13 protein-coding genes are annotated in these 13649 nt (G+C 72.0%); 7 read left to right on the top strand and 6 right to left on the bottom strand.

What is annotated here, in order from left to right; genetic code table 11:
• Positions 1–110: 110 nt before the first annotated feature.
• On the bottom strand, positions 111–1358 hold the full coding sequence (locus ACWDEW_RS11000; protein ID WP_450511679.1) for an MFS transporter: 1248 nt from the start codon (positions 1356–1358) through the stop codon (positions 111–113).
• 35 nt (positions 1359–1393) lie between these two features.
• Positions 1394–2869, bottom strand: a complete 1476-nt coding sequence (locus tag ACWDEW_RS10995; protein WP_450511678.1) for a beta-1,6-galactanase — start codon at positions 2867–2869, stop codon at positions 1394–1396.
• A gap of 265 nt (positions 2870–3134) precedes the next feature.
• Between ACWDEW_RS10995 and ACWDEW_RS10990 the strand changes: the two genes are divergently transcribed.
• Positions 3135–3917, top strand: coding sequence for a class E sortase (locus ACWDEW_RS10990; protein ID WP_450511676.1), 783 nt, complete (start codon positions 3135–3137; stop codon positions 3915–3917).
• A gap of 36 nt (positions 3918–3953) precedes the next feature.
• On the opposite strand, the gene ACWDEW_RS10985 is transcribed toward ACWDEW_RS10990, so the two are convergent.
• Positions 3954–5351 (bottom strand): MFS transporter, encoded by a 1398-nt coding sequence (locus ACWDEW_RS10985; RefSeq protein WP_450511674.1) that lies wholly within the window; start codon positions 5349–5351, stop codon positions 3954–3956.
• Between the two features lie 68 nt (positions 5352–5419).
• Here ACWDEW_RS10985 and ACWDEW_RS10980 point away from each other — a divergent pair, with 68 nt between their 5' ends.
• Both ACWDEW_RS10980 and ACWDEW_RS10975 read left to right on the top strand, forming a co-directional pair.
• Entirely contained in the window at positions 5420–5956 is a 537-nt protein-coding gene (locus tag ACWDEW_RS10980) for a winged helix-turn-helix transcriptional regulator (protein WP_450511925.1), read from the top strand.
• Between the two features lie 130 nt (positions 5957–6086).
• Positions 6087–6944, top strand: a complete 858-nt coding sequence (locus ACWDEW_RS10975; protein WP_450511673.1) for a fumarylacetoacetate hydrolase family protein — start codon at positions 6087–6089, stop codon at positions 6942–6944.
• 10 nt (positions 6945–6954) lie between these two features.
• Here ACWDEW_RS10975 and ACWDEW_RS10970 read toward each other — a convergent pair whose 3' ends face one another.
• The 3 genes from ACWDEW_RS10970 to ACWDEW_RS10960 form a co-directional block, all read right to left on the bottom strand.
• The gene (locus ACWDEW_RS10970) at positions 6955–7821 is read right to left on the bottom strand and encodes an LLM class F420-dependent oxidoreductase (protein WP_450511672.1); all 867 of its coding nucleotides are present in this window, start codon (positions 7819–7821) and stop codon (positions 6955–6957) included.
• Positions 7822–7890: 69 nt separating this feature from the next.
• Positions 7891–8406, bottom strand: coding sequence for a heme-degrading domain-containing protein (locus ACWDEW_RS10965; protein WP_450511670.1), 516 nt, complete (start codon positions 8404–8406; stop codon positions 7891–7893).
• Positions 8403–9506 carry a Gfo/Idh/MocA family oxidoreductase gene (locus ACWDEW_RS10960; protein ID WP_450511668.1) on the bottom strand — a complete coding sequence of 368 codons (1104 nt, stop codon included), beginning with the start codon at positions 9504–9506 and terminating at the stop codon, positions 8403–8405. The genes ACWDEW_RS10965 and ACWDEW_RS10960 overlap by 4 nt, the downstream gene beginning before the upstream one ends.
• A 56-nt stretch (positions 9507–9562) precedes the next feature.
• On the opposite strand from ACWDEW_RS10960, the gene ACWDEW_RS10955 reads away from it, so the two are divergent.
• The 4 genes from ACWDEW_RS10955 to ACWDEW_RS10940 all read left to right on the top strand — a co-directional run bounded on the left by ACWDEW_RS10955 (position 9563) and on the right by ACWDEW_RS10940 (position 13646).
• Entirely contained in the window at positions 9563–10756 is a 1194-nt protein-coding gene (locus ACWDEW_RS10955; RefSeq protein WP_450511666.1) for an ROK family transcriptional regulator, read from the top strand.
• Positions 10757–10919: 163 nt separating this feature from the next.
• The gene (locus ACWDEW_RS10950) at positions 10920–11690 is read left to right on the top strand and encodes a hypothetical protein (RefSeq protein WP_450511664.1); all 771 of its coding nucleotides are present in this window, start codon (positions 10920–10922) and stop codon (positions 11688–11690) included.
• A 31-nt stretch (positions 11691–11721) separates the two neighbouring features.
• Positions 11722–12480, top strand: a complete 759-nt coding sequence (locus ACWDEW_RS10945; RefSeq protein ID WP_450511662.1) for a GntR family transcriptional regulator — start codon at positions 11722–11724, stop codon at positions 12478–12480.
• A gap of 14 nt (positions 12481–12494) precedes the next feature.
• On the top strand, positions 12495–13646 hold the full coding sequence (locus tag ACWDEW_RS10940) for a TIGR03364 family FAD-dependent oxidoreductase (protein ID WP_450511660.1): 1152 nt from the start codon (positions 12495–12497) through the stop codon (positions 13644–13646).
• The last annotated feature ends 3 nt before the right edge of the window (positions 13647–13649 follow it).

The raw sequence follows: 13649 nt of genomic DNA, 5'->3' as shown, positions 1-13649 counted from the left end.
ACGTGAGCAGACGTCGGGCAGGCGTGGGGCAGGCGTCGAGCAGACGTCGGGCAGGCGTGGGGAGGCCGGGTCACCGGGAACGCCGGGTGGATCCTGGGCTTCCAGCAGGTTTACGACCGTCGCGTCACCGTGTCCTCTGCCGGCGCCGTAGCCCCCATAGCCCCTGCTGACCCCATAGCCCCTGCTGACCCCGCAGCCCCTGCTGACCCGGCAGCTCCTGCCGACCTCACCGCCCCTGCCGCCCATCCCATGACCCCCACCCCCGCCCCCACAATCCCCGCCCCCACGAACAACGGAGCCGTATACCCCCACCCCGCGCTGATCACCAAGCCCCCCAGCCACGCCCCCACCGCGTTCCCCACATTCGACGCGGAGACGTTCGCGCTGGCCGCCAGCGGTACGCCGCCCGCTGCGTCCGTCACGCGCGTGATCATCCCGGGGACCGTCGCGAACCCGAACACGCCCAACAAGAAGACCAGGATCACCGACGCCGGACGGCTGCTCGCCAGCAGCCCGAACGCCGTCAGCGTTGCCGCCAGCCCCACCAACGAGACGATCAGCGTCGTGTCCCTGTTGTGGTCCGCGCCCCGCCCGCCCGCGATGTTGCCTACGACCAGTCCCGTGCCGTAGACGACCAGGAGCCAGGCGACGTCCGTCGTCGAGAAGCCCGTGACCTCGGTGAAGGTGTACGCGAGGTAGCTGAACGCGCCGAACATGCCGCCGTAGCCGAGGGCCGTTGCCGTCAGGGTCAGCCATACCTGGGTCGAGCGGAAGGCGTGGAGTTGGGTCCGCAGACTCGCGCCCCCACTTACCCGTCCCGCCCAGCCTGGGACCAGTACCGCGATCGCCACCAGCGCCACCGCCCCCGTCGCCGTGATCGCCCAGAACGTCGCCCGCCAGCCCCACCGTTCGCCGACGAGGGCGCCGAACGGGACGCCGAGGACGTTCGCCACCGTCAGGCCGGCGAACATCATCGCGACCGCGCGGGAGGCCCGTTCCGGTGCGACCAGGCGGCGGGCGACGAGCGAGCCGATGCCGAAGAACGTGCCGTGGCAGAGGGCGGCCACCACGCGGCCCAGGAGCATGGTCGGGTAGTTCGGAGCGATCGCGCAGAGCAGGTTGCCCGCTACGAACAGGGCCACCAGGCCGAGCAGGACCGGTTTGCGCGGTAGGCCCGCCGTCGCCGCCGTCACCCCTATCGCGCCTACCGCGACCGTCAGCGCGTAGCCGGAGATCAGCCAGCCCGCGGCAGCCGTCGACACGTTCAGGCTGCGGCTGACCTGCGGCAGCAGCCCGGCGATCACGAACTCGGTGAGACCGATTCCGAAACCGCCGAGCGCCAGCGCCGGCAGGCCCAACTGTCCACCGCTGTAGCGGAGTTCGGGCTGCGCGGTCAGATCACCACCCCGTCGATCTGCAAGGTCTGCACCGCCCCGGCCGCGAACGTCGCGCTCACCGTCTTGCCGCTCAGATACGTGTCCGAGTGGGAGGTGTACAGGTCGCCCCCGCCGCCCGTCACCGTGTTCCAGCGTGGGACCAGGCCGCTCGTACCGCCCGCCACCGTCGTGAACTTGGACAGGTCGAAGGTCAGAGTCGTCGACGACGAGCCCGTGTTCGCCGCCACTATCACCAACCGCTTCGCCGACGCGTCGTAGCCCGCCGCCGCGTAGCTCACGCCCGTGTCCAGGATCGTCATGCCGGGGCGGATGTGGCGGCTGAACTGGGCCATCACGTAGTACTTCGTCTGCACCGCGCCGGCCGTGAGCGTGCTCTGGTCGTACGCGATCATCGCCCAGCCGGAGGACGGGTCCATGACCTGCCAGTACGTCCACGCCGTGGGGTGCAGCCAGCGGAAGTCGTAGAGCAGGTTGCTCGCCATAGTGAGGCCGGTGGAGTCGCTGTCGCCCGTCTCGGAGTTCCAGAGGGCCTTGCCCGACGTCGTCACCACGTCCGTGTAGAGCAGGTCCCTACGGCCGCCCGAGCCCTGGTAGCCGTGGACGTTGACGCGGTTGACGTAGCCCTTCGTCGTGGAGGAGAAGGAGCTCCAGGTCGTGCGCGCCAGGTCGTAGCTCGTCTCGTCGGACGCCGAGATCTTCGTGCTGGTGAGGCCGCGCGCGTCCAACTCGCTGCGGACGTACGGGAGTACGGCCGCCTGGACCGTCGAGTCCATGTGGCAGCCCTCCTGTGTGCCGGTCGCCGTCCACCAGCTCGACGAGGGCTCGTTGAAGGCCTCGACCGTCGCGAAGTTCACGCCCCAGTTGTTCTTCGCGTAGAGGGCGACGGACGCCAGGTGGGAGGCGTGCTGGCGGTAGTTCCAGGACTGGAGGTTGTTGCCGCCGCCCGAGGCGCCGGACGGGTTGTGGTTCAGACACATCCACCACATGGGGGAGTTGGCGAAGAGCTCGGTCGTGGCTCCCCGTGCCGTCGCCTTCACCAGCATCGCGCGCTGGGTCGCGTCCGCCGTCCACTTCCAGGCCGAGGAGGTGGGGTCCTCGTTGTTCCAGTCCTGCCAGTAGCCCTCGATCTGCTTGAACGCGGGGATGTTGGCGGAGGCGACCATCGACTCGCCGCTCACCGTGTTCCAGCTGCACGCACCGAGGTTGTAGCGGGCGATGTTCAGGCCCAGGCCGGGGAGCGAAGTGCCGTTGTACGTCGTCGACTTGGTGGTGAAGAAGATGTCGGCGAAGTCGTCCCGGGCGCCGAAGACGTTCGCCCACCAGGCGAGCGAGGTGCCCCAGCCCTCCCAAGTGCCGTACTTTGTAGCCGGGTTGACCGCGATCGTCGCGTCGGCGCGTGCGGTACCGGTCGCCAGGGCGGTGCCGAGGAGGCCGCCGCCCGCCGCGGCCAGCAGGGTTCTGCGTCGGATCATCTCTACTCCCGATTCGCTCAAACGCCGGTCGTCCCACCGGCGTCGGCCATCCCCCCGGCTCGTGCCACCAGGAAGCATCGGGTGTGGTGTGTGGGATTGTCGAGGGTTGTGACACCCCTTTCTAAAACCCGTGTACGAAGGATCGAACGGCGGCCTTCACGCGCCGGCGGGAGCGCCATCGGGAGTACCAACGGGAGCCCAACGGGAGCACCAACAGGAGCCGCGGCTCTGGTGAGTTCGGGAACCCGCCCTTATCGTGCCGCCCATGCGGGTCCCCGTCGTGCAGCAGCACAGCCGTCGGCGCCGTGCGCTGCGCCGACGCGCCCTGTGGACCGGCGGCGAGCTGCTCGTCACCGCGGGGGTCGTCCTGCTCCTTCTCGTCGTCCAGCAGTTGTGGTGGACCAACCGGGAGGCCCGCCGGGGCGCGGAGCACCAAGTGCAGGCGCTGGAACGGCAATGGGCGACTCAGACGCCGACATCGACATCGCCATCGTCAACGCCATCGACACCGGCCAGCACGGATGCCGCCGACGGCGGTTCACCGCACCGGACCACCACCACCGGCACCGGGTCCGGAGGGTCCACCACCCCCCACCCCTCCCAGGCCTACGCCATCCTCACCATCCCCCGCCTCCACCTCCGTGTCCCGATCGCGGAAGGCGTCAGCAAGCGGAACGTGCTGAACAAGGGGTACGTCGGCCACTACCCGGGAACCCAACAGCCGGGCCAGGCAGGGAACTTCGCGCTCGCCGGGCACCGCAACACCCACGGCGAACCCTTCCGGTATCTCCCGCGGCTGCGGCTCAGGGACACCGTCCAGGTCGAGACGAGCACGGCCACCTACACCTACACGGTCGACAAGATCCTGCCGCAGACCTCCGCCGCCGACTCCGGCGTCATCCGGCCGGTTCCGCGCTCGACCGTCAAGCCGTCCTACGGCTACAGCCGGCCCGGTTACTACATCACCCTCACCACCTGCACCCCGGAGTTCACCTCCCGGTACCGCATGGCGGTGTGGGGCACGCTCACGTCAACGCGCCCCCGGTGAGGGCCTGGTGAGAGCCAATGAGGGCCCGGTGAGGGGTCACGCCCGCTCGCGCAGGACCACCACACTCACCGCCGCCAGCACCGCGAGTGCCGCCGACACCACCATCGCGATGTCCGCGCCGCGGGCGAGACCGCTGCCCGCCGACGTGGCGATCGCGATCGTCAGCGCGACGCCCGCGCAGGAGCCGATGTAGCGGAAGGTCTGCTGCGCGCCGGAGCCCATCGCGGCCCGGGCCGCCGGTACGGACTCGACGGACAGCAGGGGCAGTGCGGCGTTCAGCAGGCCGCTGCCCACCCCGGCGATCACCAGGCCCGGCAGCAGCCGGGGCCAGGAACCGGAGTCCAGCGCGCCGAGCATCGTCAGGACGCCGGCCGCGTGAAACAGGAATCCCAGGGCGAGTTGGTGGCGGGAGGAGACGCGGCCGGCGAGGCGGCGGGCCTGGAGGGCGACCGTGAAGGACAGGCCCGACCAGAGGAGGAACAGCCAGGCCGTGTCGATCGCGGACAGCCCCACCGTCTGCTGCAACAGCGCCGGCAGGAAGCTGAACAGGCCGATCACCGCGAAGCCCGTGAACAGGCCGCCCGCCGACGACGCCAGGAAGAGGCGGTGGCGCAGCAGGCCGAGGTCGATCATCGGGGTCGCGACCCGGCGCTCCACCAGCGCGAACACGCCGACGAGCAGCACGGCCGCCAGCGCCAGCAGGCCCACCGGTGCCCGCAGCCAGCCGTCGCGGCCGAGCGTCAGGGCGGCCACGAGGGCTACGAGGGCCAGGCCGAAGGTGACCGCTCCGGCCAGGTCGGGGCGTCCGCCTCGGGGCGCGCGGGACTCGGACAACGTACGGACGCCGAGAGCGGCCACGACAAGTGCGGCGGCGCCGAGGACGGCGTAGGCGAGGCGCCAGTCGGGCAGCGCGCCCGTCACCAGGGGGCCGACGGCTATGCCGCCGCTGACGAACGCGCCCCAGACGCCGGTCGCGTGCAGTCGGCCGCGCGGGGTCGGGAAGGCGTGCACGATCAGGCCCAGGCTGCTGGCGAGGAGCGCCGCGCTGGCGGCGCCCTGCGCGATGCGGGTCAGGGTGAACAGCAGGGTCGAGGAGGTGAGCGCGGAGAGCGCGGTGGTGATGCCGAGCGCGAAGGTGCCGGCGAGGAAGATCCGGCGGCGGCCGTAGTCGTCGGCGAGGCTGCCGGCGACCAGGAGCAGCGCGGCGAGGCCCAGCGGGGTGCCGTTCAGCAGCCAGGCCTGGGCGGAGAGCGGGGTGTGCAGGGCGGCGGCGATGTCGGGGAGCGTGACCATCGGCGCGGTGTACGTCATGAGTGCTACGGCGGTGGCCGCGCTGGTCAGGGCGAGGGTGGCGCGCGGGCGGGGCGCGTCGGCCTCGGTGAGCTCGTGCTTCTCGGAAACCGGGGAGAGGGTTCGTTCATTGAACCTAGTCATGCGGAGTACCGTAGCACTGTGGGTTCGTTCATTGAACCTTGAGTCGGAAAATGGCTAAGGTGGTCGGCATGGCACTGGGCAAGGACTACGCGACGCAGGAGTGCTCGATCGCCCGGGCACTGGAGGTGGTCGGCGAGCGCTGGACGCTGCTCGTCATCCGCGACGCCCTCTACGGCGTACGGCGCTACAACGACTTCCTCGTTCATCTCGGCATCCCGCGCGCGGTCCTCGCCGCCCGCCTCCAGGCGCTCACCGCCGAGGGCATCCTCGAAAAGCGCCGCTACCAGGAGTCCCCGCCGCGCGACGAGTACGTCCCCACGGGCCGCGCGCTCGCCCTGTGGCCCACGCTCCGCTCGCTCGGCCGCTGGGGCCGCGAGCAGTTCGACGAACCCCAGCTGCGCTACTTCCGGCACGCCGACTGCGGCACCGAACTCGGCCTGTACGGCGAGTGCCCGCGCTGCGCGGTCGTCGTCCCCGTCCCCGACGTCCTCGTGGACCCGGGCCCCGGACTCGACCCGAACCCGGCGGACCCGATCAGCCGCGCCCTCCTCAAGCCGAGGCGGCTGCTCCAGCCGTTCGAGAGCGACCCGGCAGCGGGGCAGTAGGGGGCAGTGTTCACGGTCCAGTCCGTGAACCGGGTATTGCGGACTGGACCTTGAGCTTGGAGGATCGACCAGTCCTCCGATGGCTGCACCCATCGGTCGACGGCCCGCGCGATCGATGGAGATGGTGAAGATGAAGCTGCTGCGAGTCGGTACGGCAGGGGCGGAGCGGCCCGCGCTGCTCGACGCCGAGGGGACCCTGCGGGACCTGTCCGGCATCGTCCCGGACATCGACGGGCCGCTGCTCGCCGACAGCGCCGCGCTCGGCCGGATCCGGGCGGCGGCCGACGCGGGCTCGCTGCCCGCGCTGGACGCCGACGGGCTGCGGGTCGGGCCGCCGCTGGCGCGGATCGGCAAGGTCGTGTGCATCGGGCTGAACTACCACGACCACGCCCGCGAGACCGGCGCCGAGCCGCCCGCCGAGCCGGTCGTCTTCTTCAAGGCGGCGGACACGGTCGTCGGGCCCTACGACACCGTGCTCGTCCCGCGGAAGTCGGTGAAGACCGACTGGGAGGTCGAACTCGCCGTCATCATCGGCCGTACGGCCCGCTACCTGGACTCCCACGAGGAGGCGCTCGCGCATGTCGCGGGGTACGCGGTCGCGCACGACGTGTCCGAGCGGGAGTTCCAGATCGAGCGGGGCGGGACCTGGGACAAGGGGAAGAACTGCGAGACGTTCAACCCCCTGGGCCCGTGGCTGGTGACGTCCGACGAGGTGCCGGACCCGCAGGCGCTCTCGCTGAAACTCTGGGTCAACGGGGAGCTGAAGCAGGACGGCACCACGGCGGAGCAGATCTTCCCGGTGGCCGAAGTGGTGCGGTACGTCAGCCAGTTCATGACCCTGTACCCCGGGGATGTCATCAACACCGGTACGCCGGCGGGGGTCGCGCTGGGACAGCCGGAGCCGAAGCCGTTCCTGCGGGCCGGGGATGTCGTGGAGCTTGAGATCTCGGGCTTGGGCAGGCAGCGGCAGGAGTTCAAGGACGCCTAGGTGTCCTCGCTCACGTCAGCAGAGAAGCCAGCCTGCGCCACGCCTCGCGGGGGAGGGACTCGCGTGAGCCGCCGTCGACCACTTGGAGTGCCACGTGGTCCGCGCCCGCGTCGACGAACTCGTCGATCCGGGACCGGATCCGGGTCTCCTCGCCCCACGCGAACACCGCGTCGACCAGACGGTCGCTGCCGCCGTTCGTGAGGTCGCTGTCGGTGAAGCCGTTGCGGAGGAAGTTGGCGGTGTAGTTCGGGAGGGCGAGGTAGGGGGCGAGGGCCTCGCGGGCCAGGGTGCGGGCGCGGGTCGCGTCCGTCTCCAGGACCACCTTCAACTCCGGGGCCAGCAGCGGGGTTTCGCCCAGGATCTCGCGGGAGCGTGCCGTGTGCTCCGGGGTGACCAGGTAGGGGATCGAGCCCGCCGCCCGGTCCCGGGCCAGCTCGATCGTCTTCGGGCCCAGTGCGGCGAGGAGGCGGCGGTCCGCGGGTACACCGGCCGTGTCCAGGGCGTCCAGGTAGTCGACCAGGGCCGAGTACGGGCGGCGGTACCCGGCCGTGTTCGCGGAGTGGGCCACCCCGAGGCCGAGCAGGAAGCGGCCGGGGTGGGCCCGCTCCAGTTCGGTGAAGCTCGCCGCGCTCTCGGCCGCCGGGTACTGCCAGATGCTCTGGATGCTGGTCCCGAAGACGATCCGTGACGTCGCCTCGATGAGCGGTACGGCGTTGCGCGCGGCGCTGCTGCCGCCCAACCACACCGCGCCGTACCCGAGTTGCTCCAGCTCGGCCGCGGCCTCGGTCAACTCGCCCTGCCGGGACGGATCTTCGGAGCGCAGAGCCACGCTCCAGATGCCGTACCGGCCGACCTTCTCCTTCAGGGCACTGCTCATCGGTCCCGTTCCCTCCGGTGTCGGATGCGCTGGACGTGCTGGACAGTGCCAACCGGAGGGAGCCCGGGGTTAATTCCGGTCGTCGCCCAGGAACCGCTCCAGCGCCGCCACCACGAACCGGTGGTCCTGCAGTTGCGGCAGCCCGCTCACCGTCACCGTGCCGATGACGCCCACGCCCTCGACCCTGATCGGGAACGAGCCGCCGTGGGCCGCGTACTCGTCGGGGTCGAGGCGGGAGGAGTCCTCGAAGGTGCTGCCCTTGGCGCGGAAGCGGGTGCCGACCAGGTAGGAGGCGGCGCCGAAGCGCTCGACCACCCTGCGCTTGCGGTCGATCCACGCGTCGTTGTCGGGGGTCGAGCCCGGCAGTGCCGCGTGGAAGAGCTGCTGGCCGGCGCGGCGGATGTCGACGGCGACCGGGGCCTGGCTCTCGCGGGCGAGTTCCACGAGGAGGGAACCCAGCGCCCAGGCGTCGTCGTGGGTGAAGTGCTGGAACACCAACCGGCGTTCCTGCGCCTCCAGTTCCTCCACCGTCGGGGTGATCTCGGGGGCGATCCGCTGGGTGATCGCGGGCTTGTGCTGGGTCACAGGGTCACCGTCACTCCGTCGCGGGCGCTGCGGCGCGCGGCTTCCAGTACGTCGAGGGCGGCGGCCGCCTCCAGGGCGGTCACCGGGTTGGGGGCGCCGTCGCGGAGGGCGGCGGCGACGGCCGCGTAGTACGCGGGGTAGTCACCGGGGAGGGTGGGTTCGGGGCGGCCGCCTCCGGTGAGCGGGGACTCTCCCCCAGAGGGGGGACCCCCAACGCCGACACGGCCGTGGAGCGACTCGGGCTCCTCGCCCCAGCCGGCCGCTGCGCCCGGGCGCCTGCCGTCCCGCAGGTCCGCCTCCTGGGGGTCGAGGCCGTACTTGACGTAGCCCGCCTTGGAGCCCAGCACCCGGAAACGCGGGCCGAGTTGGGCGGTGGTCGCGGAGACGTACAGGTGCGAGCGGACGCCGTTCGCGTGGGTCAGCGCGATGAACGTGTCGTCGTCCGCCTCCGCACCCGGGCGGCGGATGTCCGACTCGGCGTACACGGAGGCCACGGGTCCGAAGAGGGTCAGCGCCTGGTCGACGACATGGCTGCCGAGGTCGTAGAGGAGACCTCCGATCTCTGCCGGGTCGCCGGACTCGCGCCAGCCGCCCTTGGGCTGCGGGCGCCAGCGCTCGAAACGGGACTCGAAGCGCCAGACGTCGCCCAGTTCGCCCTCGGCCAGGAGCTTGCGCAGGGTCAGGAAGTCGTTGTCCCAGCGGCGGTTCTGGAAGACGGAGAGGAGGAGCGAGTGGTCCTCGGCGAGGGCCGCCAGCTCGCGGGCCTCGGCCGCCGTGCCGGCGATCGGCTTGTCCACGACGACCGGCAGGCCGGCCTTCAGGGCGCTCGTCGCGAGCGCGACATGCGTCCTGTTCGGGGAGGCGATGACGATCAGGTCCAACTCGGCGGCGCGGTCCAGGAGTTCGTCCGGGGACGCGGCGATGCGGACGTCGGGGAACTCGGCGCTGGCCTGGTCCTGGCGCTCCGGGTTCGAGGTGACGACCGTGTCGAGGGCGAGGCCCTCGGTGGCGGCGATCAGCGGGGCGTGGAAGACGGAGCCCGCGAGGCCGTAGCCGACGAGGCCGACGCGGAGGGGTGTGCGAGTGGTGCGTCCAGTCATGCCCTCCACTTTCGCAACGCTGTTGCCAAAGTGCAAGTGGTGGGGAGAATGGGGGAGTGAACAGTGCGCGGAGCGGGAGCGGAGCCGGAACGACAGCGGGTGCGGTGGGTGCGAATCTGCTCGCCGTGCGCAGTCACAACACCGCGCTGGTGCTCGACCTGCTGCGGACCGCGGGACCGGACGGGATCAGCCGTCTCGAACTCGCCGACCGCACCGGGCTCACCCCCCAGGCCGTCAGCAAGATCACGGCCCGGCTGCGGGAGCCCGGGCTGGTGACCGAGGCGGGGCGCCGGGCCTCCACCGGTGGCAAACCGCGCACGGTGCTGCGCCTGGTCCCGGGGGCCGGCCACGCGGTCGGCGTGCACCTGGACCGGGACGAACTGCGGGTCGTCCTCGTCGATCTCACCGGGACGGTGGTCGGGGAGCGCGGTGCTCCGCTGGATCTGGGGGCGGGTGCCGCGGTGGTCGTGGAGGGGGTGGCCCGGGAGGTCGAGGCGCTGGTGGGGGAGGCGGGGGACGGCGGCCCCGCGCGCCTCGCGTCCGCCCCGCCCGTGCGCCTCGGGCCTGCCGGGCTCGCCGCCCGCGGTCACCTGCTCGGCGTCGGCGTGGCCCTGCCCGGACCCCTCGACCACATCCACGGTGTGCTGCACCGCGTCACCGGATTCCCCGAGTGGGACGGGTTTCCGCTCAGGGACGCACTCTCGCGGCGGCTCGGGGTGCCCGCCGTCGTGGACAAGGACACGAACGCCGCCGCGCTCGGGCTGGCCGTCGGAGGTGAGGGCGGGGCCTTCGCCTATCTGCATCTCGGTACGGGGCTCGGGGCGGGGCTGGTGATCGGCGGCGGAGTGCACCGGGGCGCGCGGACCGGGGCCGGGGAGTTCGGGCACCAGGTCATCCAGCTGGACGGGCCGCCCTGCGACTGCGGGAACCGGGGCTGTATCGAGGCCCTGTGCCTGGCCGCCGTGGCGCGCGGGGACGTGGGGGAGGCGGCGCGGGTGCTGGGCGCGGGCGCCGCGAACCTCGTGGGCCTGCTCGACATCGACCTCGTGCTGCTGGGCGGCCGTACCGTCGCCGCCGACCCGGAGCCCTTCGTACGCGGAGTCGCCGCCGTCCTCGGCGAGCGCGCCCGGCGCGAGGGCGCGGGCGAGGCCGCCGTACCGGTGCGGATCGCCTCCGGCGGGGCGCGGGGTGTCGCGGAGGGGGCGGCGCAGCTGCTGCTCGGACCGTTGTTCGGGCGGGCGGACGGGTAGGCCCTCCGGCTGTCCGGCGGGGGAGGTGTTCTGAAAAAGTGTGTCACTTCCCCCGAGAACTGTGACACTTCCGCCGAACAGGGGTCCCGCCGCGCCCGTTCGAGGCACATCGACGGCCGCGTCACCCTCCATCGGCCCCCGTCTCCGGCACGCTCATGTGCTTATGCGACTGCCCCTGAGACCGCGCACCCCACTGCGCACACCCCTGTCCCTCTGCCTCGCCGCAGCCGCCCCCCTCCTCGTCACCGCCCCACCGGTCCACGCGGCCGACACCACCCCCGGCTGCGCCGCCTCCGACGCCCGCGCCTTCCCCCTCACCACCCGCATCCACGACGGCCCCGACACCTACGAGGCCGGCGGCGGCTACGGCATCTGGTACCTCGACCTCACCAACACCACCGCCCGCCGCTGCACCGCGATCCACCCGGTCGTCGTCCTCGCCGACCAGCAGCGCGCCCTGAAGCCGTCCCAGCCCCGACTCGACTTCTACGACGGCACCGGCCCGCGCCCGCACCCCGTCCGCTTCGCCACGACCGACGAGGCCGAACTCGTCGGTGCCTTCGACGACGGCTTCCCGGGCTTCACCGTCGACCCCGGCAAGACCCTCACGGTCAAGGTCCGCCTCGCGCTCGCCCCGGACACCGGACCGAACGAGATCACCGCCAACGCGGCCGTCGTACAACGCCATGCCGACGACGGGGACTGGGTCGGCCAGTCGAACGACTACCGCTTCGACGTCGAAGCGGCAGCCCCGGGAGCCGGCACACCCACCGCCCCCACTACGGCCCCCGCCGCGACCCCGCCCCCCGCGGACCTCTCGTTCACCGACGAACTCGCCCGCACCGGAATCGGCACCGCCCACCTCGTCCTCGCCGCCACCTCCGTCCTCCTCGTCACCGCCGGCGCCCTGCTGCTGGCCCGGAGACGCCGATAACGCGGGACGCCGTTTCTGCGACCATCTCCGCGTGGACTACCCGAACGACCAGGCCCCCGGCGCCCCCGTCCGCTCCGGCATCCCGGAGCACGGCCGCATCCCCAAGTACTACGCGGTGAAGGCCCAACTCGCCGCGCTCCTCGACGAGTTGGGGGAGGGCGCGGTGATCCCCACCGAGCGCGACCTCACCGAGCGGTACGAGGTCGCCCGCGAGACCGTCCGGCAGGCGCTGCGCGAACTCGTCCTGGAGGGCAGGCTGCGCCGGCAGGGCCGGGGCACGGTCGTCGCGGGCCCCAAACTGGAGCAGCCGCTGTCCCTGACCAGCTACACCGAGGGCGTACGGCGGCAGGGACGCACCCCGGGCCGCAGCCTCGTCACCCTCGACCGCTTCCCGTGCCCCGACGCGCTGGCCGCCGAGACCGGACTGACCCGCGGCGAACCCGTCTGGCACCTGGAGCGCCTGCTGCTCGCCGACGAGGAGCGCGTCGGCCTCGAAAGCACCTATGTCTCCGTCGCCCGACTCCCTCACCTGGACACGGACTTCGAGCCCGGCTCCTCCTTCTACGGCTACCTCGACGCCCGCGGCATCCGCTTCGGCGACGCCGACGAACGCATCGAGACCGTGCTCGCCACCCCGCGCGAGGCCCTGCTCGTCGGCACCCCGCCCGCCCTGCCGATGCTGCTGATCCACCGCGTGTCGAGGGACGCGGAGGGGCGGCCGCTGGAACGGGTGCGGGGTCTGTACCGGGGCGACCGCTTCTCTTTCGTCACCAAGCTAACGAATCGATAACGGGTCTAGCCCAAATGGTAGCCCTGGTTCACGCTCTAGACGTGAGAGTCACAGTCGTCGGAGGCGGCGTGGTCGGCACCATGCACGCCTGGCAAGCGGTGGAACGCGGCCACGAGGTCGTACAGATCGAGCGCGAGACGGAGGCGCGCGGCGCGTCCCTGCGCAACTTCGGGCAGATCTGGGTGAGCGGCCGGGCGGGCGGCGAGGAACTCGAAACCGCCCTGCGGGCAAGGGAGTTGTGGGAGGAGATCGGCCGCCGTGTCCCCGCGCTCGGCTTCCGGGCCAACGGCTCACTGACCCCGGTGCGCGGCCCGCACGAACTCGCCGTCGCCGAGGCCGCCGTGGCCCGCGAGGACTCCGCCGCCCGTGGCTACAAACTCCTCACCCCCGTTGAGGCCCGCGCCCTCAACCCCGCCCTGCGCGGCGACTTCACGGCCGCCCTGTACTGCGAGCGTGACGCGGCCGTCGAACCCCGCACCGCCCAACTCGCCCTGCGCGCCCAGCTGTCGAAGTCCCCGCACTACACCTTCCTGCCGGGACGAGAGGTCCGCGAGGTCGTCGGCGAGCACGCGGTGCGCGACGACCACGGGGACGTGCACCCCGCCGACGTGGTGATCCTGTGCACCGGTGCCTGGCTCGGCGGACTCGTCCGCGAACTCGCCGGGCCCCAACTCCCCGTGCGCCGCGTCCGCTTGCAGATGATGCAGACCGACCCGCTCGGCGAACCCCTCCCCACCTCGGTCGCCGACGCGGACAGCTTCCGCTACTACCCCGCGTACCGCGGCCCCGCCCTCGACCAACTCGCCGCACACCGGCCGCAGTTGCCGACCGCGGCCGCGCACGCCATGCAACTCCTCATGGTGCAGCGCGCCGACGGTGGCCTGACCATCGGCGACACCCACGAGTACGAGCACCCCTTCGCCTTCGACACCGTCGAGGACCCCTACGACCACCTAACCGAGGTCGTCGAGTCACTGCTCGGCCGCCCCCTGCCGAAGATCCGCCGCCGCTGGGCCGGCGTGTACGCGCAGTGCACCGACCCCGCCCGGGTCGTCCATCGCCAACAGGTGCGCGACGGCGTGTGGTTGGTCACCGGCCCCGGCGGACGCGGCATGACCTGCTCCCCGGCGATCGCCGAAACCACCGCGAACGAACTGGACTGGTGACAC

Source organism: Streptomyces sp. NPDC001100 (assembly GCF_053598575.1).
The sequence above is the reverse complement of the archived record's forward strand: the minus strand, read 5'-3'. Positions and strand labels throughout refer to the sequence as shown.